General features: G+C 42.9%; 24 protein-coding genes. 21 read left to right on the top strand and 3 right to left on the bottom strand.

The annotated features are described in order from the left end of the window. Positions 1-281: 281 nt before the first annotated feature. Genes yoaA through QSH61_RS20735 form a run of 3 tightly spaced genes read left to right on the top strand, consistent with a single transcriptional unit; the run spans position 282 to position 3,221 of the window. Positions 282-2,204 carry a DNA repair helicase YoaA gene (gene yoaA, locus QSH61_RS20745; protein WP_206471326.1) on the top strand — a complete coding sequence of 641 codons (1,923 nt, stop codon included), beginning with the start codon at positions 282-284 and terminating at the stop codon, positions 2,202-2,204. Continuing rightward, positions 2,194-2,880, top strand: coding sequence for a tRNA (adenosine(37)-N6)-threonylcarbamoyltransferase complex dimerization subunit type 1 TsaB (gene tsaB / locus QSH61_RS20740; RefSeq protein ID WP_174169192.1), 687 nt, complete (start codon positions 2,194-2,196; stop codon positions 2,878-2,880). The genes yoaA and tsaB overlap by 11 nt, the downstream gene beginning before the upstream one ends. 44 nt (positions 2,881-2,924) lie before the next feature. Next, complete coding sequence (locus tag QSH61_RS20735) at positions 2,925-3,221, top strand: hypothetical protein (protein ID WP_174169193.1); 297 nt, start codon at positions 2,925-2,927, stop codon at positions 3,219-3,221. A gap of 288 nt (positions 3,222-3,509) precedes the next feature. Here QSH61_RS20735 and QSH61_RS20730 read toward each other — a convergent pair whose 3' ends face one another. Continuing rightward, positions 3,510-4,802 carry an alkaline phosphatase gene (locus tag QSH61_RS20730; RefSeq protein WP_174169194.1) on the bottom strand — a complete coding sequence of 431 codons (1,293 nt, stop codon included), beginning with the start codon at positions 4,800-4,802 and terminating at the stop codon, positions 3,510-3,512. Between the two features lie 187 nt (positions 4,803-4,989). Here QSH61_RS20730 and QSH61_RS20725 point away from each other — a divergent pair, with 187 nt between their 5' ends. From QSH61_RS20725 to rnd, 3 genes are all read left to right on the top strand, one after another. Continuing rightward, positions 4,990-5,862, top strand: a complete 873-nt coding sequence (locus tag QSH61_RS20725) for an alpha/beta fold hydrolase (protein WP_174169195.1) — start codon at positions 4,990-4,992, stop codon at positions 5,860-5,862. 192 nt (positions 5,863-6,054) lie between these two features. Beyond that, positions 6,055-7,707 carry a long-chain-fatty-acid--CoA ligase FadD gene (gene fadD / locus QSH61_RS20720; RefSeq protein ID WP_010605463.1) on the top strand — a complete coding sequence of 551 codons (1,653 nt, stop codon included), beginning with the start codon at positions 6,055-6,057 and terminating at the stop codon, positions 7,705-7,707. 77 nt (positions 7,708-7,784) lie between these two features. Continuing rightward, positions 7,785-8,915: a ribonuclease D gene (rnd, locus tag QSH61_RS20715; RefSeq protein WP_102058084.1), complete on the top strand. Its 1,131-nt coding sequence runs from the start codon at positions 7,785-7,787 to the stop codon at positions 8,913-8,915. Between the two features lie 83 nt (positions 8,916-8,998). Here rnd and QSH61_RS20710 read toward each other — a convergent pair whose 3' ends face one another. Together QSH61_RS20710 and QSH61_RS20705 are read right to left on the bottom strand one after the other, a co-directional pair. Continuing rightward, the gene (locus QSH61_RS20710; RefSeq protein ID WP_174169196.1) at positions 8,999-12,064 is read right to left on the bottom strand and encodes an efflux RND transporter permease subunit; all 3,066 of its coding nucleotides are present in this window, start codon (positions 12,062-12,064) and stop codon (positions 8,999-9,001) included. Between the two features lies 1 nt (position 12,065). Then, the gene (locus QSH61_RS20705) at positions 12,066-13,145 is read right to left on the bottom strand and encodes an efflux RND transporter periplasmic adaptor subunit (protein ID WP_174169197.1); all 1,080 of its coding nucleotides are present in this window, start codon (positions 13,143-13,145) and stop codon (positions 12,066-12,068) included. A 100-nt stretch (positions 13,146-13,245) separates the two neighbouring features. On the opposite strand from QSH61_RS20705, the gene QSH61_RS20700 reads away from it, so the two are divergent. The 15 genes from QSH61_RS20700 (at position 13,246) to QSH61_RS20630 (ending at position 24,714) form a co-directional block, all read left to right on the top strand. Beyond that, positions 13,246-14,160 (top strand): LysR family transcriptional regulator, encoded by a 915-nt coding sequence (locus QSH61_RS20700; RefSeq protein WP_010605459.1) that lies wholly within the window; start codon positions 13,246-13,248, stop codon positions 14,158-14,160. Further along, positions 14,126-14,446, top strand: a complete 321-nt coding sequence (locus QSH61_RS20695) for an MGMT family protein (protein ID WP_206472031.1) — start codon at positions 14,126-14,128, stop codon at positions 14,444-14,446. Before QSH61_RS20700 ends, QSH61_RS20695 begins: the two co-directional genes overlap by 35 nt. Before the next feature lie 80 nt (positions 14,447-14,526). After that, complete coding sequence (locus tag QSH61_RS20690) at positions 14,527-15,099, top strand: LON peptidase substrate-binding domain-containing protein (RefSeq protein WP_010605457.1); 573 nt, start codon at positions 14,527-14,529, stop codon at positions 15,097-15,099. A gap of 60 nt (positions 15,100-15,159) precedes the next feature. Then, positions 15,160-15,780: a sigma-70 family RNA polymerase sigma factor gene (locus QSH61_RS20685; RefSeq protein WP_039495233.1), complete on the top strand. Its 621-nt coding sequence runs from the start codon at positions 15,160-15,162 to the stop codon at positions 15,778-15,780. Beyond that, complete coding sequence (locus QSH61_RS20680) at positions 15,777-16,427, top strand: ChrR family anti-sigma-E factor (RefSeq protein ID WP_206472029.1); 651 nt, start codon at positions 15,777-15,779, stop codon at positions 16,425-16,427. The genes QSH61_RS20685 and QSH61_RS20680 overlap by 4 nt, the downstream gene beginning before the upstream one ends. 15 nt (positions 16,428-16,442) lie before the next feature. Next, complete coding sequence (locus QSH61_RS20675) at positions 16,443-17,402, top strand: YbgA family protein (protein ID WP_206472027.1); 960 nt, start codon at positions 16,443-16,445, stop codon at positions 17,400-17,402. A gap of 2 nt (positions 17,403-17,404) precedes the next feature. Then, positions 17,405-18,784: a deoxyribodipyrimidine photo-lyase gene (phrB, locus tag QSH61_RS20670; protein WP_206472025.1), complete on the top strand. Its 1,380-nt coding sequence runs from the start codon at positions 17,405-17,407 to the stop codon at positions 18,782-18,784. 18 nt (positions 18,785-18,802) lie between these two features. Beyond that, positions 18,803-19,216, top strand: a complete 414-nt coding sequence (locus QSH61_RS20665; RefSeq protein ID WP_010605452.1) for a nuclear transport factor 2 family protein — start codon at positions 18,803-18,805, stop codon at positions 19,214-19,216. Continuing rightward, on the top strand, positions 19,213-19,929 hold the full coding sequence (locus QSH61_RS20660; RefSeq protein WP_010605451.1) for an SDR family NAD(P)-dependent oxidoreductase: 717 nt from the start codon (positions 19,213-19,215) through the stop codon (positions 19,927-19,929). The genes QSH61_RS20665 and QSH61_RS20660 overlap by 4 nt, the downstream gene beginning before the upstream one ends. Then, entirely contained in the window at positions 19,922-21,175 is a 1,254-nt protein-coding gene (locus tag QSH61_RS20655; RefSeq protein ID WP_174169202.1) for an NAD(P)/FAD-dependent oxidoreductase, read from the top strand. The genes QSH61_RS20660 and QSH61_RS20655 overlap by 8 nt, the downstream gene beginning before the upstream one ends. After that, positions 21,172-21,903 (top strand): DUF1365 domain-containing protein, encoded by a 732-nt coding sequence (locus QSH61_RS20650; RefSeq protein WP_102058073.1) that lies wholly within the window; start codon positions 21,172-21,174, stop codon positions 21,901-21,903. Before QSH61_RS20655 ends, QSH61_RS20650 begins: the two co-directional genes overlap by 4 nt. Position 21,904: 1 nt before the next feature. Next, on the top strand, positions 21,905-23,167 hold the full coding sequence (locus QSH61_RS20645; protein ID WP_010605448.1) for an SAM-dependent methyltransferase: 1,263 nt from the start codon (positions 21,905-21,907) through the stop codon (positions 23,165-23,167). Beyond that, positions 23,139-23,663 carry a DUF2878 domain-containing protein gene (locus QSH61_RS20640; RefSeq protein ID WP_206472022.1) on the top strand — a complete coding sequence of 175 codons (525 nt, stop codon included), beginning with the start codon at positions 23,139-23,141 and terminating at the stop codon, positions 23,661-23,663. Before QSH61_RS20645 ends, QSH61_RS20640 begins: the two co-directional genes overlap by 29 nt. Positions 23,664-23,817: 154 nt before the next feature. Then, positions 23,818-24,093 carry an HU family DNA-binding protein gene (locus tag QSH61_RS20635; RefSeq protein WP_010377204.1) on the top strand — a complete coding sequence of 92 codons (276 nt, stop codon included), beginning with the start codon at positions 23,818-23,820 and terminating at the stop codon, positions 24,091-24,093. Positions 24,094-24,237: 144 nt separating this feature from the next. Continuing rightward, positions 24,238-24,714 carry a hypothetical protein gene (locus QSH61_RS20630; protein ID WP_206472020.1) on the top strand — a complete coding sequence of 159 codons (477 nt, stop codon included), beginning with the start codon at positions 24,238-24,240 and terminating at the stop codon, positions 24,712-24,714. The last annotated feature ends 115 nt before the right edge of the window (positions 24,715-24,829 follow it).

The raw sequence follows: 24,829 nt of genomic DNA, 5'->3' as shown, positions 1-24,829 counted from the left end.
CGTATAAATCAGTAAAGAACCTTATAGGTTGATTCGTTGTAGGTCTGTCTGTGCTCGCGTTAGCCCCAGTGTTTTCCTAGTAGTATAGCTGTTTTAGCATTTTATTTAAGCCCTGCGCTTCTCCCCATTTGCTTGTTTACCATTTCTTCAGCTAATCACCGCAACTTTTAATTGAAGGCAATCATTGTTGGTGTCGGTACGCTGGTTTTGAATGATTACTTGCGATTTGGTGCTTAGCCACATACAATTTCGCGACCTGTCTGTTTGTAAACTACATTACTTTGGCTGTATCTACGACTTTCTCTTCTACGGGGCCTTTAGCCCAGCACTTCCCAGGCTATCAACCAAGGCAGCCCCAAATTGATATGGCTATTGCGGTAGAAGAAACCATACAAAATGGCGGACAATGCATCGCCGAAGCAGGAACAGGGACAGGTAAAACGTTTGCCTATCTCATTCCTGCCTTTCAGTCTAAAGGTAAGGTCATCGTCTCAACCGGCTCCAAGGCCTTGCAGGAGCAATTATTCCATCGTGACGTACCGACGCTAAAAAAGGTGCTTACCAGTGGTAAAAAAGTCACTTTGCTAAAGGGTAGAGCCAATTACCTTTGCCCTTATCGTTTATCACAGCATTTGAGCCATGTACCAACCGACGACCCAGATGTTATGCACCAACTTGCCATGGTTGCAAAGTTCGCTTCTGAAACACACAGTGGAGACTTAGCCGACTGTGTGGGTATCGAAGAAGACGCAAAGGTATTACCCTACGTTACCTCAACTGCAGATAACTGTTTAGGAAAAGAGTGCCCAGACTACGAAGACTGTTATATCCGAAAGGCAAGATTAAAGGCAGTCGATGCCGATGTTGTGGTTATCAACCATCATTTATTTTTTGCCGATATGGCCGTAAAAGATTTAGGCTTTGCGGAGCTAATGCCAACCGCGGATAGCTATATCTTCGATGAAGCACATCAATTACCAGAAATAGCCAGTGACTACTTTGGTGAGACTATCAGCACTAAAGCTTTGCAGGCGCTTATTAACGATTTAAGGGTGATCTACCGTTCTGATATTCCAGATATGTTGCAACTTGGCAAAACACTCAGTAAATTGGAAACCAGTGTCGCCGATTTGCGTTTGGTATTTGGTGGCGATGGTGCCCGCGGTGATTGGCGTGAGGCGCTGGCGAATAAACCAATTTGCGATGCCATGCATCGAGTGATAGCTAACTTAGACTTTCTCTATAAAGTGCTCAAACTTTGTCTGGATAGAAGTGAAAAAATAGAACACCCATTTGAAAAGGTCATGACCTTTAAAAATCAGTTTGAACGTGCCTTTGATACCAGTCAAACTGGATTTAGTTACTGGTTCGAAACCACAAGGCGCTTTTTATCTATTCATATCACGCCGCTTGATGTATCAAGTAAGTTTGCACAAATTGTCAAAACCACTGAGGCAAGCTTTGTATTTACCTCCGCTACCTTATCCGTTGATAATTCCCTTGAGCACTTTAGTCGTAGCTTAGGACTCAAACCGACCTCACAATTTATTGTTGATAGCCCATTTAACTATAAGCAGCAAGCCTTGCTTTGCCTGCCACGCTATTTGCCAGAAAGCCGTGACGACTTAATGCCACATGCGCTGGTAAAGCTTGCAAAACAAGTGATTGAAGCTGCAAAAGGGCGTACATTTTTACTCTTTACCAGTTATCGCGCGATGCATTTAGTGTACGAAGGGCTGAATACGGCACTGCAATACCCCATTTTTATGCAGGGTCAAGCATCGAAACGGATAATTTTAGAGCAATTTATTCGGCACGGTAACGCCGTACTACTTGGTACGGCCTCCTTTTGGGAGGGGGTGGATGTGAGAGGTGAGACTTTGAGTTGTGTTGTCATTGATAAGCTACCATTTGCTTCACCAGATGACCCTTTGTTGCAAGCGCGCATGCGAGACGCTGAAATGCGTGGATTAGAACCCTTTGATGCCATACAACTCCCCCAAGCTGTTATCGCGTTGAAACAAGGGGTTGGGCGGCTAATTCGTGATGCTAACGATAAAGGTGTACTGATTATTTGCGATAATCGCTTAGTTACGAGAAAATACGGCCAGACGTTTTTAAGTAGTTTGCCCGATATGTCTCGCACGAGAGACTTAAACAAGGCAATCCGATTTTTAGAGAATATTGATAAAAATGAAAAATAACCTGTTGGCCATAGACGCCTCCACCGAAGCACTCAGTATTGCATTGCACTATGAAGGCAAGTTTATTCGCCACTTCGAGGTTTGCCCACAGCAGCATAGCCAAAAGATACTTCCCTTAGTTGAACGTATTTTACGCGAAGCCGATATCACGCTTAGTGAGCTTGATGGCATTGTGTTTGGACGTGGGCCGGGCAGTTTTACTGGGGTTAGAATAAGTACAGCGGTTGCGCAAGGCTTAGCTTATTCTTCAGGTCTTAAGTTGGTTGGCGTTTCAACTTTGCAAGCGATGGCGCAACAGGCATACATGGAAGCAGGCAAGTCCAGCGTAGTGTCGGCAATAGATGCACGTATGGGTGAGATCTACTTATGCCAATACAATGGCGAAACTCGTGATGTTATTCAACCAAGCACCGAAGAAACAGTTATTAAACCTGAAAATATCGACTTTACATCAACTGGCGCGGCCGGTGTTGGTACAGGATGGCAAGCATTCTCAGAGCTTGCCACACAGCTTGAATGCGAAATCATTGACAATATCACGTTACCGGATGCTTATTACATGCTGTTTATAGCCGACGATAGTTTCACACAAGGCTTATCTGTGGATGCAGCTGACGCCCAGCCGCAATATGTAAGAGATACTGTGACGTGGAAAAAGTTGCCAGGTCGAGAATAAAGGCGTATTTTTATACAAGCACTTCGTATTTATTGAGCTAGAACGTGAAACTAAATTCAATCATTCAACAAGCAGGTACATATCAAGTAAAGCCACAGCCTAAAAAGGCGGTGAGCCCTGCTATTGAAGAAATGAGTACGGCTAAGCTCAATACCGCTCAGATCAAAACCAGTGAAAAGGGCATTGCGTTGGTGGAGCAGTTCCAATCGCAGCAACGTTCGACTATCTACGACCGCCCTAACTTTCGTACTGGACAAGCAATTAGTGAATACAAAGCAATTGCAACGGAAGCAAGACGAGATGAGATCAAAAGTATGATTGGCGTTTCTGTTTACGCGTAATACCAATTCGCTTAATTAAGTGGTCTATTTTGAGGCGAGAAAATCTTGTCGATAACACCGCTACCGCGTCCTGCTATCGCTAAGGTACCTGCATCCATGTAGGCAAGACGAAAATTTTGCTATTTAGTTGTTCTAAATGAGAAATTTTTAACGCCGTTAGCGTCAGATTTGCTCCTTAAAATTGAGCAAGTATTAAAGCTAATTGATATATTATCTCTTTCAAGATTCGATAACAAAGAAGGTCAGCAAATGCTGACCTTCTTTGTTTGAAATAATAGGTGAAGATTTTTACTTTTTAATAAATCCAATCAGTTTATCAGCAATTGCGGTATTGTTTTGCGAGCCGATAAACGCTTCTTTACCTTTACCATGGGCAAACACTTGTACATCGATAGCGGTGTGACCACCCGTTGTCCAACCGGTGAAAGATGCATCACTAATTGCCTCTTTAACGACAACACTAAGCGCCTTCGGACCTTGTGATAGTGCTTCTTTTACTTTTAGCTCAGTCGCACTGTCATACTCAAGACCTGTTAGCTCTTGCCATGTTGCTTTAATGTCTTTTGTCTTTGCAAGTGCTTTTGCTATCTCGCCCGCTGAACCTTTCACTTTAGCTACCACATCACGCTCCCAGCGATACTGACCGTTCGCACCAAGCGTTAATCCACCGGTAGAGTGATCTGCTGTGATCACCAAGATAGTGTCTGGGTTGTTATCAACAAAAGCCTTTGCCAGCTTAATTGACTCTGCAAAGTCGTCCATTTCATGCATAGCACAAGCGATATCATTAGCATGTCCACACCAGTCAATCTGACTACCTTCAATCATTAAGAAGAAGCCTTTATCATTCTGGTTTTCCAATAATGATAATGCCGTTTTAGTCATTTTAGTTAGGCGCTGAGGCTCTTCATCAATTGCGAATGGCAGACCTACTTCTGCGAACAGACCCATCGCAGGAATTTTATTTAGCGTATCAAGCTTAGATAAAGCATCGACGTATTGATAACCTGCGTCTTTAAATTCATTAACTAGGTTTCTATCTTCACGAATGAAGTATTTAGTGCCACCACCAAGCATAAGATCTACAGGTAATTTTCCTGCGATTTTATTGTCTATGTAATCATTGGCAATGTCGTCATAGTTACGACGTGATTCATTATGAGACGCGAAACTTGCAGGTGTTGCGTGGTTGATTTGCGATGTTGCAACAAGCGCGGTTGTTTTACCTTTTCTTTTCGCCAATTCGAGCATCGTTTCCAAATGTTCTTTATGGGTATCTACCGCAATTGCGCCATTATAGCTTTTCGTTCCTGTACTTAAGGCGGTTGCGCCCGCAGCACTGTCTGTTACAACCGTGTCGTCGTCTGGGTAGGTATGCGCCATACCAACCAAAATAGAGTCAAAAACCGTTGGGTCAACCACTTTCGTGGAAGGGTCATCTTTAAAATAACGGTAGCCCGTTGTGTAAGCCGGCCCCATACCGTCGCCAATCATGTAAATAATGTTTTTTGGAGCAGCCAGTGTCGGAGCCGCAAATACTAATCCAACAAATGAGGCCAAAAGGCTAGTTTTGAAATTCATTGTTATTCCCGTGTACTTATCGTGATGAAGGTTTGTGATTCTCTACTATTTGATCAATTTAAACGCATTCGTAATAAAATGGATGTTGGATAAAAATATTTTCAACAAATCAAAGTAGTAAGTTCAAATATGTCACGGTAAGATGATAAATCAATGATGGTACAATGAACACTAAAAGAATTCGTCGATGTCTCTATATGCGATAAAAGAACAAAAAATCGGGCCATTCTCCTACCAACACTGGGGAGAAGGAGAGCAAACCGTTATCTACCTTCACGGTTGGCAAGATAATAGCAACAGTTTTGTGCCGTTTGTGCCATTTTGCAATACACAATACACACATATAGCGCTTGACTTACCAGGTCATGGACATTCAGATTGGAAAAGTGCCGACGCCTTTTATTACTTTATCGACTATGTCTATGACTTAAAGTACTTTTTAGATTTAGCACAAATCAAAACGTGTCATATTGTTGGTCATTCTATGGGGGCGATGATAGCTAACTTGTTTGCAAGCTGCTATCCAACACGCTGTTTATCTTTGGTATTAATCGAGGGAATAGGAATTGTGAGTACCTCAGAGAGTGATACCAAAACCCAGCTCATTAATGCGTTTAATTCCCGAGATAAATTAAAACAATCTGAACCACGGGTTTATCCTGATATAAATACACTTACGCAACTGCGCAGTAAAATCAGTGATGTTTCCGTAGAAATAGCAGCGCTGCTTATGGCAAGAAATACCCTGCCGCACAGTGAAGGCGTGCAACTTACATTAGACCCTAGGCTAAAGCACCACTCTGGATTTAGGTATTCCATCTCGCAGGCAAAATCCGCGCTCAATGGGATTACCATTCCAACCTTACTGGTGTTAGCGGAACAAGGCTATAACATGATTGTCAGACAATATAGTCAATTTAAAGGCTGTTTCGACTCACTCAAGCTTGAGAAAATACCTGGCGGCCACCATTGCCATATGGAAAACCCGGAAATTTGCTATAAGCTAATTGAAGCACACCAAAACCGCGACAAAACCGCGTTTACAACTGAAGGAGCGTAAAGAATAAACTAATCATGGAAAGAAAAGTTCACAAAGAGCGCTAAAGCCCACGTTTCAACAGCATCTAGATTGTAAATCCTCAGATATTGTGGGAATATGGCGTTTTTAGAGTATTTGCTCAATTGTTAAAGTGCCTTACATCGTTTATGGTTTAGGGTGAATATAAAAATAACGAGAACACAGGAGCTAAGAGTGGAAAAAATCTGGCTTAAGCGCTACCCAGAAGGTATGCCTGAAACTATCGACCCAGAGCATTACAACTCATTGCTTGAATTATTTGAAAAAAGTTTTGCAGATTATGCTCAGTATCCAGCCTACACCAATATGGGTAAGACACTGACTTATCAGCAAGTTGATGAAAAGACCAAAGCAGTTGCTAGTTATATACAAAATGAATTGAAACTTGGCCGTGGCGATAAAGTTGCTGTCATGATGCCAAACTTGTTGCAAACCCCAGTTACTATTTTAGGTGTACTACGTGCTGGTTGTACCGTTGTAAACGTCAATCCGCTTTACACCGTGCGCGAATTAGAGCATCAGCTAAATGACTCCGAGTCAAAAGCTATCTTTATTCTTGCAAACTTTGCCCATACACTGGAGCAAGCCTTACCAAAAACCAGTGTGAAGCATGTAGTGCTGACAGAAATTGGTGACATGTTAGGTGGCTTCAAAAAGCATCTGGTGAACTTTGTTGTTAAGCACTTCAAAAAAATGGTGCCTGACTTTAGCCTGCCAAATACCATTCCTTTCAAACAAGTAATTGCAGCAGATCCTGCAAAATACAGTAAACCAGACGTGACGCTAAGTGACCTTGCCTTCTTGCAATACACTGGCGGTACAACTGGCGTATCTAAAGGCGCGATGCTTACTCATGGCAACATGGTAGCAAACCTTGAGCAAGTTTCTGGCTGTTTAGATACAGTATTAGTTAAAGGAAAAGAAGTCGTTATCACGGCGCTACCGCTATACCATATCTTTGCATTAACAGCGAACTGTTTGACCTTTATGAAGTACGGTGGTCACAATATCTTGATCACCAACCCGCGTGACATGCCTGCGTTTGTAAAAGAGCTGGCAAAGGTGCCATTTACCGCTATCACTGGTGTTAACACGTTATTTAATGGCCTGTTAAACACACCAGGGTTTGCCGACCTCGACTTTTCAACTCTGAAAATGTCTTTAGGTGGTGGTATGGCTGTACAACGCCCTGTCGCTGAGCGCTGGCAGAAGGTGACAAAGTCGAAGCTGATGGAAGGTTATGGCCTTACAGAATGTGCGCCGCTAGTTACTATCTGCCCACACGATCTTGAAGCCTACAACGGGTCTATTGGCTTACCTGCACCAAGCACTGACATCAAAATTGTTGATGACAATGGCAATGAAACACCTAAGGGTGAGCCCGGTGAGCTGTGTGTTAAAGGACCGCAGGTGATGGCTGGTTACTACAACCGTCCAGACGCAACCGCCGAATGTTTAAAAGACGGCTGGTTTGCAACGGGTGATATCGCCACTTATGATGATGACGGTTTCTTCTACATCGTTGATCGTAAAAAAGACATGATCTTAGTGTCTGGCTTTAACGTTTTCCCTAATGAAATCGAAGAAGTCGTTGCCATGCACGAAGGCGTGTTAGAAGTTGCAGCGGTTGGCGTGCCACATGAGGTTAGTGGTGAGCAAGTTAAAGTTTTTATTGTTAAAAAAGACCCATCTTTAACAGAAAAAGATATAATTGCACATTGCCGAGATAATCTAACGAACTATAAAGTACCAAAGCTAGTTGAGTTTAGAGATGAACTGCCAAAGACTAACGTTGGTAAAATACTGCGTAGAGCGTTAAAAGAATAACAAATAAAGCCGGCACTAGCCGGCTTTTTTATGACTAGCGTGATATCGCTAGTTATGTAAATTGCATGGGAGTAACAGTGCAGTATCAAGTTATTGAAAGCCAAACAGCACTAGATGAATTTGTCTTGTCTATTTCGAAAGCCAAAGTGCTCGCCGTCGACACCGAATTCATGCGTCGCCGCACCCTATACCCAGAAATTGCTCTGTTACAGATCTTTGATGGTAACCACCTTGCCCTTATCGATCCACTAGCCGATATGGATTTTAGTAGGCTGTGGACATTATTTTCAGATACTAGTGTTTTAAAAGTACTTCATTCTCCATCAGAAGATATCGAAGTATTTCTAAAGTTTGCAGGTTTTATCCCATCACCAATATTCGATACCCAGTTTGCTTTACAGTTGTTAGGTGAGGGTAGTTGTATTGGTTTTGCTAATATGGTGAAGCAACTTAGAGACGTAGACATTGACAAAAGTGAATCCAGAACAGATTGGTTACGCCGCCCTTTAACTCAAAGCCAATTAGATTACGCCGCCTCCGATGTATATCATTTACTGCCATGTTTTGAGACTATTCAAGCGCGAGTAAATGAAAAGCAGCTATTTAACATAGTGCTTCAAGAGAGTGAGTTGCTCGCCCAAAAGAGAAGCTTCCGTCAACCAGATGAAGTACTTTATCTCGATGTCAAGAACGTGTGGCAACTTAAGCCTAGAGATCTTGCTACTCTAAAAGAACTTGCGGCGTGGCGCAGAGCCAAGGCAGAGAAAAAGAACTTAGCGCTAAATTTTGTGCTTAAAGAACATAACATGGTCGAAATCGCCAAACGTCGTCCAAGCTCACTGGGCAGTTTACGTAATGTTCCAGGTGTTGAGCCAATGGAAGTTAATCGCTCTGGTAAAGAAATTCTCGCCTGTATAGAAAAAGCAAAAGAAGTAAGTGAACAAGATTGCCCACAACGCGTGAGAAGACTTATCGACTTTAAAGGTTACAAAGCAGCGTGCAAGGATATCAAACAGGTTATCGCCGAAGTCGCCAAAACTAACGATATTCCGGTTGATGTGTTTGCCTCGAAGAAACAAATCAATCAGGTGATCAGCTGGTCGTGGAAAAAGTCACCGGAAGAAAAGCAATTGCTGATGAAACCCGATCTTGCGTTAGGCTGGAGGGCTGAGCTTGTTGCAGATAAGTTAGACAGTTGGTGGCTGTAGCACTCCTGTCGATTTAAAGGTGAAAGATAAACAGCGAAAGCGATAATAACATCCACCTTCCGAAGAAGGTGGATGTCGCTCAACTAGTCTTTTGGTTGTTCGATACCAAAGTACACGCAATGTAACACAGGTAATACAATCAACGTCAGTATGGTCGCAAAACCAAGACCGAACATAATGGTGACCGCCATGGACTGGAAGAACACGTCAAATAATAGCGGGATCATACCCAGTATGGTTGTGATAGCAGCCATAGACACCGGCCTTACACGACTCACACCAGAATCAAATACCGCTTGGTAAGGGGACTTACCAGAGTCAATTTCGATATTTATTTGATCCATCAGTACAATACCATTTTTAATCAACATGCCGGATAAACTTAGCAAGCCTAGCAGCGCCATAAAGCTAAATGGTGCTTGTAGTAATACAAGGCCTGCCGTTACCCCAATAATAGCAAGCGGCACGGTTGACCAGATCACTAATGGCTTTTTCACCGAGTTAAAGAGCAATACAGTGATCATAAACATCGCTAAATAACCGATTGGTAATGAGCCAAAAATGGCTTTCTTCGCTTTGCTTGACGACTCATACTCGCCGCCCCATTGCATCTCGTACCCTTGGGGTAGCTCAATGGCTTCGATATCCGCCTTCACTCTTGCAAATAACTTAGCTGGGGTTTCATCACCTATCACGTCGTGATCAGCCATTACCGTGATGGTACGTTTACGGTCGCGGCGCATGATCAGGCTATCTTCCCAAGTGACACTAAAATCATCCACGATTTGTGAAACTGGTACGTAGACGCTAAGGACAGGGCTGAATATTTGTAAGTCACCAAGATTTTCAACATTGAGCCTCTCTTCCTCAGGAGAGCGCGCAATGATAGGCAACAGTTGTGTACCATCTCGATATAACCCTACTTTGTTACCTGACACCGAAGTCAGTAGCAACTGATCTAAGTCTGATTTACTGATCCCCAATCGACGCGCCTTCAATTCATTAAACTGTGGGCGCACCAGTTTGGTTCTTTGTCGCCAGTTGTCACGAATATTAAACGCTTTATCGTCTTGGCTGATAATACCTTTGGCTTCTTCAGCTAGTTGGCGTAACACAACAGGGTCTGGTCCCGAGAACCTAGCCTCGATTTTTGCATCAGTTGAAGGACCAATTTCCATACGCTTTATTTTGAGACGTCCGTCTAGCTCATTTTCAAGCTCATAATCGCGAAGCTTGGCAATCATAGCCACTACTGCTTCTCGGTCTTTTACACGTACAATTAACTGACCATAAGCGTCGTATTGTTTTTCAGGCGAATAGGTCAACATAAAACGAGGCGCGCCTTGCCCAATCGTTGCAGTTACTTCATTAACCATCGGATCGGCCAGTAAAAAGGATTCAATTTTCTCAACATTCTGCGCCGTGCTACGTATATCGGCACCTTGATAATGCCAGTAATCCACATAGAACATCGGTGTATTTGAAGCTGGGAAGAAAGACTGCTTAACCGATTTAAAGCCAACAACTGCAGCGACTAATAGTAGTACCATAGAAATAATAGTAATAGCACGATTTTTAAGGCAGAAGGTCAGCATGGATTTATACACGGTGAAGATCACACCTTTATAAGGGTCGTCTTCTCCGCTGGTATCTGATGACTTTTCTTTAGGCCCTTTAAACATCATATTGGCAAAAAATGGCGTCAGTGTAATAGCCGTTACCCAACTTAGCAGTAGTGAAATTAACAACACCCAAAATAGCGAGCCTGCAAACTCACCACTGGCGTCGGAGCTTAAGCCAATCGGTGCGAATGCGGTGATCCCGATAACGGTTGCGCCAAGAAGTGGCCATTTTGTCTGTTCAACAATGTTCACAGCAGCTTTTACTTTAGATTGACCCCGTTTAATATTAATCAAAATGCCTTCAGTCACTACAATGGCATTATCGACTAGCATCCCCAGTGCAATGATCAAAGCACCTAATGAAATACGTTGTAAATCAATGGCGAATATCTTCATAAAGATAAAGGTACCCAGCACGGTAATAAGCAAAATACCGCCGATTAAAATACCACTCTTTACACCCATAAAAATAAGCAAAACGATAATTACAATGGCAACGGCCTCTAAAAGGCTAACGATGAAACCATCAACCGAGGTTTCTACTTCTGTTGGTTGATTGTAAACCGTGTTGATCGTAATACCGTAAGGGCGCTGATATTCTAATTGCTGTAAGTGATGTTCGATTTCTTTACCCACCTCAACAACATTTACACCAGAAGTAAAAGAAACCCCAACCAGCAGTGCACGCTTTTGATCAAAACGTGTAATATGATTCGGCACTTCCGCATATTCGCGTGTCACTTTTGCCACGTCACCCAAATAAATAAGCTCTTTGGCACCGGGCTTTGAGATCAGTAATCCCTCTAGCTCAGCAACGTCTGTAAACTCACCAGTAGGGTGCAGGCGAATAGACTCATCTCCAACGCGTATTTTACCCGCATTAGATACTGTATTTTGAGCTTGTAGCAACGAGAAAATGTAACTAGGCGCAATGCCAAGTTGTGACAGTTTTTGTGTTGATATTTCGACGATCACTTGTGCTTGTTGCTCACCCGCAACAGTGACTTTACTTACACCTTCTACTAGCACTAATTCGCGCTTCAAAAAGTCAACGTAGTCTTTTAGCTCATCATACGAATAGCCTTCACCGGTGATCGCGTAGAGTTCACCGTAAACATCAGCAAAATCGTCGATAACGCTTGGCGTCATAACACCTGGCGGTAGCTTCGGCGAGAGATCATTTACTTTACGGCGCAGCTCATCCCAGATCTGTTGTAAGTCTTTCTTACGGTACTTACTCTTCATCTCAACAGTGATCTGCGACTTACCGGGAGAAGAAATTGAAGTAACATAATCAACATACGGCAGAGATTGAATCGCATTTTCAATCGGGAAGGTGACTTCCTCTTCCACTTGTTGTGGCGATGCACCAGGATACATGGTCACGACCATGGCTTTTTTTAGTGTGAATTCAGGATCTTCTAGCTGGCCTAGGCCCAAATAGGATACCGCCCCAGCAATAAGCAGGAGCAAGGCAAACATCCAACTGATAACCTTATTCTCAATTGACCACTTGGCTAAACTCATATTACAGACCTCTTTCTTTAGTCCAAGGTCTCACTTTTGCGCCTTCTTGCAAGTAATGCACGCCCGCAGCAACAATTTCTTCACCAGGTTCAAGACCCGACATTACCTCAATTCCGGTATGATTAAGTTGACCAACGGTGACTTCGCGTTTTGTTACCATCTGATTATCTCTTTGATATACCCATACGTAACTATTCCCCTCTGTGCCTTGCTTTTTATCTGAGAATACTGCTTGGTTAGGTACGATGATTGCTGTATTTTCACGGTTCGTAATTTTGCTTGGGTCGACGTAAACATGGCCTGTCATACCTGCGAACAAATTAAAGTCCTCAGGGATTGGAAGACTAAATACGACTTTGTAGGTTAAGGTTGCAGGGTCTGCCTGCGTATCCCATTCCTTAATCGTAAGCGGGTAAGACTTACTTGGGTAGCCATCAAAAACAACGGTCGGTTTGTAATCCGAATCTTTATCAACACGTGCAACGATGCGCTCAGGAACTTGAATAACCACATCCATCATATCGCGTGTTTCAAGGCGAAGGATATTTTGCTTTGCTACCACGTTTTCGTAATTTTTGACAAATACCTTAGCAACCGTGCCGCTAAATGGTGCTCTTAACTCACTATATTCAAGGTTTGTTTTAGCAATTTTAAATGCAGATTCCGCAACTTGCTTGTCTGCGTTTGCTTTATCAAACTCAGCTTTAGTCGCTATGCCTTTTTCAAATAACGGCTCAATTCTCGATAACTGCGATTTAGCGAGTTCAAATTGGGCTTTACGTTGTTCATATTGCAGATTGAAATCTTCAGGATCAAGCTTGGCTAGCAATTGCCCCTTTTGTACGTCTTGGCCTGCGAGAACTGGAAACTCGATAAGTTCACCATTCACACGAAAGGCAAGATAGGAGCCTTGATTTGCCACCACTTCAGCAGGGAAACTGCGAAGCGTGCTGCTATTGGGGTCCGAAACAGTGTGAATTTTAACTGGTCGGTTAGGGGCTTCTGTTGGGGCTTGTTCTGCTTGCTCTTGGCAACCCACTAATAAGGTAGCCAGCACAATTCCAGAAAACACTCTTAACATATTGTTCTCCATGACAACGTCAATTTTAATGCGTGCAGAATAATGGAATTACATATAAAATAAAAATTATAAAACATTCTATACTGCATAAGATTTATTTATGAAGATTTCGGACTTAGCAGCGTTTTGCACCGTTGTTGAAGCGCCTAGCCTTACCGAAGCGGCAAATAAGCTTCATAAGACACAGCCTGCGGTCTCTCAATCAATTAAAAGATTAGAACAATCTTTGGGATTTGCCCTTTTTGAGCGTGAGAAATATCGCAATGTGTTAACAGAGCAAGGTCGTCGGTTTTATTTTGAAGCCGAAAAATTACTTAATCATCATAGAGATTTGTCATTACTCGCGACTGAATTCGCGGCGGGTAATGAACCAAGCTTTAACATCTGTTACGAACCGATCGTATATCAAAACCAGATTGATCAAGTATTAGGCAATGCCTTCATTAAGTTTCCCGCAACTGAAATGAACATCTCAAGTGGTAAACGTTTTTTTGCGCTTGAGCAAGTCACACAGGGGATTGCAAACCTTGGCATTGGCCCTTGGTTTGACCTTTTTCATTCAACTGGCGATTTAGAATCAATGCCGATTGGACACGTAAAATTAGGCTTAGTCTCATTAACAGGCTATATGCCTCCAGAGCTGAGTTTTTCGGAGCTTGCGCAATACCCATCTCTTGCAATGAAAGAAAGTAAATTCAAGTTTGATAGTGAGCGCTTGGCATACAGAAATAGTAACAATGTCATGAAACTCGATGACGCACTGGCAATAAAAAGATATTTATTACAAGGAATGGGCTATGCCTTAATCGGCCTTGACCTTTGTAGAGAAGAATTAGAGTCTGGTGTTTTGCAACAAGTGAGGGTGTTTGATAGAAAAGACGAGTTTGAAGCTGAAATCCACGCGTATCGTTTGCATATTTCCCACCATGGCCCAGTAGCAAGATATTTTTGGGATAAATTAAAAGAGTTAAATATTCAATATGAAAAGCAGCAATCCTCAGCAAGAACTCGCTGAAAAAGTCTTCACCGTAATTGGTGGTATCCCATTTGGAAAAGTTGCGTCGTATGGGCAAATAGCGAGATTAGCTGGTTATCCAAAACATGCTCGAAAGGTTGGTCAATTGCTGAAAAACCTACCACAAGGTTCAACGTTACCTTGGTACAGAGTAGTAAATAGCCAACAACGTATTTCATTTCCTCAAGACAGTAGTAAATTTCAAGAGCAAAAATCGCGCTTGCAAGCTGAGGGCGTCACATTCTCAAATAGTAACGTGATAGTTAAACACTGTGTTTGGGAATAGTTATAAATTTAGCGTTAACTGATCCAGATAAATAGGGCCGTCGTAATTATCGTTAGTTTTTGTATATTTGAACGGGAATTATGAAACTCGCTTTATTTCCATTGCCAATATTCTTGCTTCCAGGCGGGTTCACCCGCTTGCGGATCTTTGAGCAGCGCTATCTATATATGGTAAAAGAAGCCGCGAAAACAGAGCAAGGTTTTGTGTTATGCCCATACCTCGCGGATACGCCGAACAATGTGTCAAAAGAAGGCGTGCACGTTAAAATTGTTGACTTTTCACAAGATGATGATGGTCAGCTGCTCATTGATGTTGAGGCACTATCGCGCGTCGCTATCAGTAATGTGGAAGTAGACTCACAATCTTTACGTTATGGCGATTGTGACATTATTGATGGGCCGCCATGGCAATGTAGTGAAGAAGCATTTAGTCTAGTTGACGAAACCCTTGCTCATAAACTTCAGAGCGTTTTTATCGCCAACCCAATCCTTGATGATTTGTACCGCGACAAGCATTTTACTCAGCCTCTTTGGGTTGCTTATCGTTGGCTAGAAATCTTACCCATCTCGATGACCCAAAAACTAAAAATAAAACAAGCACAAACATTTGAACAGGTGGCAGAGTTCTTACATACTGTATTAGATGAAAAATAGTGATCCATGCCAAGTTTTACAGCGTATTACAGCTTATAATTATAAATTGGAAGGTGAGCTATGTTAGGCCAACAGCAATCTATTGATTGCAACGTTCAGTCAGGAACTCGCAAAGCAGTGCAAGAAACTCCCTCTCAAGCGTTATCGGACGCTTTAGTTAAGGTTGCAGAAAAACGAGATCGCAAAGCTTTTGCCTTCTTGTTTGAGTACTTTGCGCCAAAAATCAGGCGCTTTGGTGTGAAACAATTTGGTAATGACGCCCAAGCGATGGAGCTCGTGCAAGATACGATGACGTCAGTGTGGCGTAAAGCCCACCTCTATCATCATGATAAAGGCGCAGCCACAACGTGGATCTATACCGTAATGCGTAACGCGTCATTCGATGCACTGCGTAAAATGAAGAGTAATAAAGAAGAACACATCAGCGAAGACATCTGGCCGATAATCCAAGATTCGCAGGCTGACGACGACGGTTTTCAAGATCACTTGCAAACGGCGCAAATTCAAAAATACATCAATAAGTTGCCGCCAGCACAACGAGACATAGTCAAAGGCGTGTACTTTCAAGAAATGTCTCAAGAACAATTGGCAGAGCATCTTAATATACCTGTCGGGACAGTTAAGTCACGTTTACGGCTTGCTTTACAAAAACTTCGCGCAGAAATGGGAGATCAAGCATGATAAAGCATCACCCTAATGATTCATTATTAAGCCAATTTGTTGAAGGTAATTTGCCTGCAAGTATCAGTGTCGCAATTGCAGCACATGTCGAAATGTGTCCATGTTGTCAGAAAAAGACTCAACAGCTTGAAGCGCAAGAAGCGAATATTCAGCTTGGAGGAGGCAGCGACTCTTCACTAAGCAGCGATTTCGAGGCGATGATGCAAGCGATAACACTGGATGACGAAATAGACGAAGTTAAAGAATATATCCAACCCTCATTTAACTATCAGGGCAGGGATGTTCAGTTACCTCGGGCTATTGCGAATATTGACCGCACCAAGTTTTCAGGTGTAGGCAAAATCGCTCGCTCTCGGTTATTGCTAGAAGACGGCGACTTACGCTCAAGTCTTTTACAAATTGGTGCGGAAGGCGAAATTCCAGAGCACACCCACACGGGCTTTGAGATAACCTTGTTGCTTGACGGCGATTTTGCAGATGAGGCTGGTGAATACGTACCGGGCGACTTTATTTGGCAAGACGGCAAACATAGTCATTCTCCGCGCACAAAAGAAGGCTGCCTGTGCTTTACCGTGGTAAGCAGTGCACTACACTTTAATAAAGGCTTAAGTAAGCTGTTAAACCCAATTGGTAAGTTGATTTATTAAAGGAATAGTTGCGAAATGAAATTTTCATCACCAATAAAAATTGGCATTAGCGCGTGTTTGGCTGGAGAAAAAGTGCGATTTGACTCAGGCCACAAGCGTTCAAACTTTTGTATGGATGAATTCGCCGAACATGTTGAGTATGTGCGCTTTTGCCCGGAAGTTGCGATAGGCATGCCAATTCCAAGACCAACTATCAGACAGATCCGCGTAGGCGACATTATCAAAGTTAGTCGCCCCGACGGTAAAGAAGATGTCGCACCAAAGCTTAAGGAGTTTGGTGAAAAGGTTGCAACCTCACAAACACAAAGCCTCTCCGGCTTTGTGTTTTGCGCCAAAAGCCCAAGCTGCGGAATGGAGCGTGTTAAGGTTTATAACGAAGCAGGAACAGGTAATACATCTGAGGGTATTGGCATTTTTGCTGAGCAAATTATAAAACACAATCCGCTTTTGCCTTGCGAGGAAAATGGCAGATTGAATGACATGCATCTCAGAGAAAACTTCGTAATGCGGGTATTTGTCTATAAAAGCTGGCAGGAACTAACTCAATCGGAAAACATCGGTCTACACGAGCTGACGAATTTCCACGCCAAGCACAAATATCTGTTGATGAGCCATAATTACCAAGCCTATAAAGATCTAGGGCGTCTACTCGGTGATGGCAAACAATTGGATATAGAGACGCTGAAACATAAATACATCAGTGGTTTGATGTCGGCACTGAGCAAGCCTGCCAATCGCAAAAATCAAGCAAACACGTTAACGCATCTACAGGGATATTTTAAGAACGAGCTTTCCAGTATCGAGAAGCAAGAGATGTGCGGCGCAATAGATCAATATCGCAAAGGTATTGTACCTTTATATGTACCGTTGACTTTGCTCAAGCATCATCTCACCGTGCATCCTAAAGCGTATTTGCAAAGCCAAGTGTACTTTGACCCATACCCCAACGAACTGCGTTTAAGATTCGGAATTTAATAATGAAAACAGCTTTTTGGTTTCGCCGTGATCTCAGGGTTTACGGCAACGAGGCTTTGATTGAAGCCGTGAATGAGGGCGCACGCGATGCGCTCTTTTTTTATTGCAAGCCACAGTGGCAGTCACACAACGTGGCCAGTATTCAGCTCGACCTACTTGAGCGCAGATTACTTGAGCTTGGCAGTCAGCTTAGTGAATTTGGCATTAGGCTACATATCATTGAAGCGAGCACATTCGCTGAGCTGCCGGCGCAGCTTCAAGTTGTTTGTGACGATAAAGGCATTGATTGCTTATATGCAAATAAAGAATATGAAGTAAATGAAGTGGCCCGCGATGAAGCATGTGAAACTGTGATCACGTTAAAATTATTCGATGGCGATCTCATTGCCAAACCAGGCTCTGTGCTTACGGGCTCCGGTGAGATGTTCAAGGTGTTTACCCCCTTTAAAAAAGCATGGTTAAAACGTTTTGTGGGGCAGCAATTTCACTTCACTAGCTGGCCATTAGATAAGCAACATGAGGCAAACTTCAAAAAGCCAACTTTCTTCGAGATGACCAATGGATCTGAAAAGTGGCCAGTGGATGATAATGCCGTTGTCACGATTGTAAATCGTTTTATTAAGGACAAACTAGCAGACTACCAAGATGACCGTGATTTCCCTTCAATCAAAGGAACTTCGGGGCTCAGCCCATATTTGGCATTAGGCATTGTGTCGCCCAAGCAGCTCATCGCAGAGATCCAACTTCATTACCCTGAAGTGCTTGAAAACCCAAGTAAGCCAGAGTTTTGTTGGGTAAACGAGCTCATTTGGCGTGAGTTTTATCGCCATCTTATCGTCGCTTTCCCGCGTTTATGTAAAGGTTTTAATTTCAACGATAAATATAACGCGGTTAGGTGGCGTGACGACAGCCAAGCATTTGAGCTCTGGTGTAATGGTCAAACTGGCTACCCGATTGTCGATGCGGCAATGCGTCAGCTCAATAAAACTGGCTGGATGCACAATCGGCTACGTATGATTGTTGCCAGCTTTTTAACCAAACACTTGCTCATCGACTGGCGTAAAGGTGAAGCCTATTTTATGTCAAAATTAATAGATGGCGACCTTGCCAGTAATAATGGAGGCTGGCAGTGGGCTGCAAGTACGGGGTGTGACGCGCAGCCTTATTTTCGTATTTTTAATCCCATCACGCAGAGCGAAAAGTTTGATCCCGATGGTTCCTTTATTCGTACATATGTGCCTGAATTGAAAAATGTTCCAGCAAAGCATATTCATTTTCCTCATGACTATTTAGCGGCATTTGGCGGAAAGGATGACTATGTAGAGCCGCTGGTTGATCATAAAGAAGCAAGAGCAAGAGCACTTGACGCATTTAAGGTTTAAATAGGTATGGATCACAGAATGCAGCGATTCGTGGCAATTTATAATGAAATAGACAAATACTGTCTCGGTAAATTGGCTTCAATTTACACTGAGGACATCAGTTTCGTAGACCCTTTACATAAAATTCAAGGACTTGATGCGCTAACGAGTTATTTTCAGGTGTTATATGAAAATGTCTCTGAAATCGAATTTCTTGTTACGAACGCCTATCAAGTTGATGACGTCAGCTTTATCTACTGGACTATGTCCTATCAACACCCCAAGCTAAATGGCGGTAAGGTCATAGAAGTCGATGGTCATAGTCGTTTAAGTTTTATTGGCGAAAAAGTGGCGCAACATCGGGATTACTTTGACAGTGCGCAAATGCTGTATCGCCACGTTCCACTACTCGGTGGTGTGATTCGTCTATTGGATAAAAGGATCACGGCATGAGCAACATCTTAATTACTGGCGCAACATCAGGGATAGGTAAAGGTCTTACGGAATTTTATGCAAAACAGTCACATCAAGTAACTGCTTGTGGCCGCAACCAAGAAGTGTTAGACAAATTAGAAAGCAGCGTAGGTGCAAAGAGCAAAGCATTTGATTTAACGAACCGCGAAGAGATAGAAGATAACTTCAAAGATATTGACGACTTGGATCTCGTGATCCTCAACGCAGGTGGTTGTGAGTATATCGATAATCCCAACCAATTTGACGGCTATTTGTTTGAGCGAGTAATGCATATCAACGTCATCTCAATCGGCCACTGCCTAGACGTTTTACTGCCAAAAATGAAAACAGGCGGGCAACTTTGCATCGTAAGTTCCAGCAGTGCATTTTTACCTTTGCCTCGCGCCGAAGCGTACGGTGCGTCGAAAGCGGCTGTCAGCTATTTAGCGCGCACCCTGACAGCAACATTAAAAGACATTGATGTAACCTTAGTTCACCCAGGATTTGTAGAAACGCCGTTGACAGATAAAAACGACTTTCCGATGCCATTTATTGTAAGTGTCGATGAGGCCGTGGGTTACATTAGCAAAGGAATAGAAAAGCGCAGCAAGGAAATACATTTCCCAAAAAGATTTACTCTATTTTTAAAACTTCTCAGGTTACTGCCGTTTTCGTTGTGGTTACCTCTCGCAAAAAGGATAGCCCGTGGCTAAGATTGCAATAATTGGAAGCGGTATTTCAGGTATGACCGCAGCATACCTGTTAAGTCGTCAACATGACGTGAAAGTCTTTGAAAAAAATGATTATATTGGCGGGCATACAGCAACTATTGATGTTGAATACCAAGGTGAAAAGCTCGCGGTTGATACCGGCTTTATCGTATTTAACGACAGAACCTATCCAAAGTTTGAAAAATTGCTGGCTGAAATTGGTGTTAGTCGCCAAGAAACCGAAATGAGCTTTAGTGTTCACAACAGTCAATCGAAGTTTGAGTACAATGGCCATTCACTCCGCACGCTATTCGCACAAAAACGTAACCTACTGAGGCCGACCTTCTGGCGATTGCTAAAGGATATTGTGCGTTTTAATGATCTTTGTAAATCATTATACGAAAAAGACGACTATCGAGGTGTTGAAACGCTTGGTAAACTGCTACAGCAACACCAATTTAATGAGTTTTTTAAGCTGCACTACATCTTGCCGATGGGCGCAGCTATCTGGTCAACCAGTATCAAAGAAATGCTCGACTTTGAAGCTAAATTCTTTGTCCAGTTTTTCTTCAACCATGGGCTCTTGGACATCACAAATCGCCCTCAATGGTATGTTATCCCAGGTGGTTCGAGGGAATACATTCAACCATTGGTGGCAGAATTTAAAGACAATATTGTGCTTAATGCCGACATCAAGACAGTAGTTCGTGATGACTCTGGTGTGACCATCGTCTTCAAAGATGGTAGTAATGAGTACTTCGATAAAGTGGTCTTTGCATGTCATAGCGATCAGGCTTTAGCGTTACTAAATACCCCATCGAGTGATGAACAAGCGATACTTGGTGCAATTCCTTATACTGCAAACTCAGTGGTGCTGCACACTGACACCCGTTTATTGCCAAAACGTCCGCTGGCGTGGGCCAGTTGGAACTATTTATTAAACGAAGCGACGGACAAAGCCGCTGTTGTCACCTACCAAATGAACATACTGCAAGGGTTTGACGCTAAACATCAATACTGTGTCACGTTAAATCATGATGAAGGGATAGCTGAAGACAAAGTGATCCGCCGCTTTGTCTATCATCATCCGGTATTCAATACCACCAGCATTGCGGCCCAAAAACGTAAAGCCGACATCGATGGTAAACACCATAGTTATTTTTGTGGTGCGTACTGGTTCAACGGCTTTCATGAAGATGGGGTGAGAAGTGCGGTAGATGTGGCCGAGCAATTGGGTATCTCATTTTGAACAGTGCAATACTGGTGGGAAAAGTTCGGCATCGGCGATTCGCTCATGCCAAGCATGCTTTTTCTTACCCCATGTATATGATGTGGCTAGATTTAAGTGAGCTCGACGCACTCAATAGTATTTCGTCAAAGTTTGGTACATCCGGCTTAAAACTGCTTAAATTCAATCAAGCTGACTATATCCTCACAGAAGGCGAAAGCTTAGTTGAGCGCGCACGTGCTAAGTCAAATTCGCTAGGCAAACCCGTTTCATCACAAACAAAAGTATATTTAATGGCGCAAATACGCTGTTTAGGCTTTTACTTCAGTCCGGTTAATTTCTACTTTTTTGAAGACGAGAAGGGGGCTGGTTTTAGCCATATGCTCGCTGAGGTCAGTAATACGCCTTGGAACGAGCGTCATTTTTATTTAGTTGAATTAAGTAAAGAAGTGAACTTTAAAAAGCAATTTCACGTATCACCTTTTATGAATTTGGATATGCACTACCACTGGAAAGTGAAGCCACCCGGTAGCAATACGCTAATCCATATTGAAAACAGAAAAGGTGACGAATTGCTATTTGATGCCACGATGACGCTCAAAAAGCAGGAGCTCAATGAAGCAAATATTAATCAATTGCTTAAGCGGTTTCCAGCAATGACATGGAGCATAGCTAAAGGCATCTACTGGCAAGCGTTGAAGTTATTTTTAAAAAAAGTGCCTTTTGTTGGGCACCCCGGAAGAGTATAAGATGGAAAATACCACGACAATATCCTCATCAATTTCGCTTTCTACATTCGATAGAGTGTATAAAAAGCTCGTCTTTGGCGCGTTGAATACCTTAGAAACCGGAAAAGTGGTACTTGTCGAAGGCGACCAAAAATACTGTTTTGGTGAGTCGGAAACAAGCCTAAGCGTTGATATTCATGTTCATTCAGCACAAATGTATAAGCTATTTGCACTCGGAGGCAGTGTCGGCGCAGGTGAATCTTACATTCTTGGTCACTGGAGTTGTTCGGATTTAACCAAACTGATTGAGATCTTCGTCCTAAACCAAGCTCAGCTGGATGCCTTTGAAAATAAGTTTGCATTTTTCTCCGGCATTGTGAATAAGATAAAGCATCTTAAAAATAAAAACTCGAAACAAGGCGCAAAGCGTAACATTGTCGCCCACTACGACCTTGGTAACGACCTTTATGAATCATTTTTAAGTGAAGAAATGCTGTACTCTAGTGCAGTGTATCCCTCAAAGGAAGCATCGCTTGAAGAAGCGCAGCAACATAAGTTAGCCGCAATCTGTGAGCGTTTGGATCTTCAGGCAGCTGACAAAGTTGTTGAGATTGGCACCGGGTGGGGCGCATTTGCGGTTTATGCTGCAAAAAACTACGGCTGCCATATAACCACAACAACTATTTCAGAAGAGCAGCATGCCTACGTAAAAGCACTGATTGAAAAAGAAGGGTTGCAGCAGCACATCACATTACTAAAACAAGATTACCGCGAATTGGACGGCCAGTACGACAAGCTGGTGTCTATCGAAATGATTGAGGCAGTTGGACATGCTTATTTATCGGGCTTTTTTGCCAAATGCAACGACTTGCTGAAACCGACTGGCGCGATGCTGATTCAAGCCATTACCATCGCCTGCCAACGTTATCAACATTACCTCAAGCAATCGGATTTCATTCAGCAGTATATTTTCCCTGGCGGTTGTCTTCCTTCCGTGAGTGAAATGAGCAAGCAAATCGTAAATTCCACCGATATGGTTGTCCACGAACTCCATGATATCGGTCTGCACTATGCCAGAACGCTATACGATTGGCGTGTTCGGTTTGAAAAAGCATGGCCTTCGCTTGATGGTAAACGTTTCGATGAACGCTTTTATCGCCTTTGGCAATTTTATTTATGCTACTGCGAAGGGGCGTTTAAACAAAGAGCAACCAGTGCCGTGCATTTAGTCGCCAGAAAACCAAGATACCAGTCCAATGTCTGTACTCAAACATTGGATTACTAACGCGCTACTCTTCCAAAGTATTTGGTTTGCTGCATTATTTTTTCAAGCAGACGCGCTTTGGTTGATGTTGCTAGGCTGTCTCGTTATGCTCGCAGGGCACCAAAATAAGCGTCTCAATTTGGTGCTTGCACTCATAGGTTCCGCCATAGGAATGAGCATTGAATTGATTGCGGTCAAAGCTCAGCTCATCAATTACCAAGGTAGTGAATTACTTCCGGTTTGGCTTTGGGTTTTGTGGATAGCATTGGTGCTGACAATAAATAATGCACTTTGCAAACTATTAACGCTCAAAGCGCCGATATTATTAGTGGTATTTTTGGTCTGCGCGCCACCTAGCTATCTCGGTGCAGCTAACTTTGATGTAGTTTCTATCTCAACACCTTGGTACATTTTTTGGCCAGTGTTTGGCGCACTGTGGAGTGTGGGGTTCTACCTGATAGTGAGTTTTAATCGCATTTTATGGGGTACAAAGCTTGCGCAGTTGCCAGCAAATTGATAGCGTTTGATTACAAACCCACAGGATCCGGGGCGAAACGCAATAAAATAATAAATATTTCGTCGAATTTCGCAATTTTGGGGTTGCACATAAACGCAAAATGCATAAACATAGGTTTTGCTTAGGCAAATTATAAAGTTATAGGAATCTAATAATGAATAAAGCTCAACTAGTTGAAAAGATGGCGGCAGACGCAGAGATTTCAAAAGCAGCGGCAACCCGTGCTTTAGAAGCGTTTACTGGCGCAGTAACTAACACACTAAAAGATGGCGGTTCTGTTGCTTTAGTTGGTTTTGGCACATTCTCAGTAAAAGAGCGCGCTGCGCGTACTGGTCGTAACCCACAAACTGGCGCTGAAATCCAAATCCCAGCTGCGAACATTCCTTCGTTCAAAGCAGGTAAAGGCCTAAAAGACCAAGTAAATCCTTAATCCACTCGCTGGACAAGAAAAACCTCCCAAGTTGGAGGTTTTTTTATGCCTCTCACATTCATTATAATTGATACCGCTATCTTGAATTTGCTACTATCGCCCCAATCTCGTAATTTTATCTAATAAGTTGTTTAATCAGTTTTCATGAAGCGTTTTAACCTTTTCGCCGTTATGCCATTACTCATGTTGTTATGGGTAGCTGCTGCGTGCGCGACAGGAACGCCTGATAATCACTTATCCCATACTTCTGATACGCACAGCACGAGCTTCGAAAACATCACCCAAAAGGGCCTCGCTGACTCCAATCAGTTACCCAGTAAGCCAAGCCCTACAAGTCCAATAAAGCTCAGTGGTGAAACCACGCATCACGAAAAGGGCTTATTGCCGGAACGCGAGCGTACTAGCCATCCTAGTTATTTTCTACATCCTAAACAACAAGCCGAATATGCGCTTGTATTTGAGCTTGCAGCAGAAAAATATATACCGGCCTCAGTCTATGACATCAATAGACCTAAGCCTGTGCCTTGGTATATGTGTGATACTCGGCCAAATAATGGCTTTATCGACAACTGTAAGCCGGCAAACTTAACCTTCAAAGGCAGTCTCAACTTCGCCTCTTAATCATTATCTATACCAATAAAGCACCCAAATAGTAGTTTTTGATACCAGTCCCCTAACGTCTATATGACCAGTATTCGTTAGCAAATCGGTATCGCTCAGATAGATAATGAGAAAA

It is taken from the genome of Pseudoalteromonas sp. JC3 (genome assembly GCF_030291895.1).
In the GTDB taxonomy this organism is placed as follows: Bacteria; Pseudomonadota; Gammaproteobacteria; order Enterobacterales; family Alteromonadaceae; genus Pseudoalteromonas.
This window is presented reverse-complemented; position numbering and strand designations above follow the sequence as displayed.

Excerpts from the sequence above, each read along its gene's own strand:
- tsaB (WP_174169192.1), top strand. The coding sequence starts at position 2,194 with ATGAAAAATAACCTGTTGGCCATAGACGCCTCCACCGAAGCACTCAGT.
- QSH61_RS20730 (WP_174169194.1), bottom strand. The coding sequence starts at position 4,802 with ATGAATTTCAAAACTAGCCTTTTGGCCTCATTTGTTGGATTAGTATTT.
- QSH61_RS20725 (WP_174169195.1), top strand. The coding sequence starts at position 4,990 with ATGTCTCTATATGCGATAAAAGAACAAAAAATCGGGCCATTCTCCTAC.
- QSH61_RS20710 (WP_174169196.1), bottom strand. The coding sequence starts at position 12,064 with ATGAGTTTAGCCAAGTGGTCAATTGAGAATAAGGTTATCAGTTGGATG.
- QSH61_RS20705 (WP_174169197.1), bottom strand. The coding sequence starts at position 13,145 with ATGTTAAGAGTGTTTTCTGGAATTGTGCTGGCTACCTTATTAGTGGGT.
- QSH61_RS20700 (WP_010605459.1), top strand. The coding sequence starts at position 13,246 with ATGAAGATTTCGGACTTAGCAGCGTTTTGCACCGTTGTTGAAGCGCCT.
- QSH61_RS20695 (WP_206472031.1), top strand. The coding sequence starts at position 14,126 with ATGAAAAGCAGCAATCCTCAGCAAGAACTCGCTGAAAAAGTCTTCACC.
- QSH61_RS20690 (WP_010605457.1), top strand. The coding sequence starts at position 14,527 with ATGAAACTCGCTTTATTTCCATTGCCAATATTCTTGCTTCCAGGCGGG.
- QSH61_RS20685 (WP_039495233.1), top strand. The coding sequence starts at position 15,160 with ATGTTAGGCCAACAGCAATCTATTGATTGCAACGTTCAGTCAGGAACT.
- QSH61_RS20680 (WP_206472029.1), top strand. The coding sequence starts at position 15,777 with ATGATAAAGCATCACCCTAATGATTCATTATTAAGCCAATTTGTTGAA.
- QSH61_RS20675 (WP_206472027.1), top strand. The coding sequence starts at position 16,443 with ATGAAATTTTCATCACCAATAAAAATTGGCATTAGCGCGTGTTTGGCT.
- phrB (WP_206472025.1), top strand. The coding sequence starts at position 17,405 with ATGAAAACAGCTTTTTGGTTTCGCCGTGATCTCAGGGTTTACGGCAAC.
- QSH61_RS20665 (WP_010605452.1), top strand. The coding sequence starts at position 18,803 with ATGCAGCGATTCGTGGCAATTTATAATGAAATAGACAAATACTGTCTC.
- QSH61_RS20660 (WP_010605451.1), top strand. The coding sequence starts at position 19,213 with ATGAGCAACATCTTAATTACTGGCGCAACATCAGGGATAGGTAAAGGT.
- QSH61_RS20645 (WP_010605448.1), top strand. The coding sequence starts at position 21,905 with ATGGAAAATACCACGACAATATCCTCATCAATTTCGCTTTCTACATTC.
- QSH61_RS20640 (WP_206472022.1), top strand. The coding sequence starts at position 23,139 with ATGTCTGTACTCAAACATTGGATTACTAACGCGCTACTCTTCCAAAGT.
- QSH61_RS20635 (WP_010377204.1), top strand. The coding sequence starts at position 23,818 with ATGAATAAAGCTCAACTAGTTGAAAAGATGGCGGCAGACGCAGAGATT.
- QSH61_RS20630 (WP_206472020.1), top strand. The coding sequence starts at position 24,238 with ATGAAGCGTTTTAACCTTTTCGCCGTTATGCCATTACTCATGTTGTTA.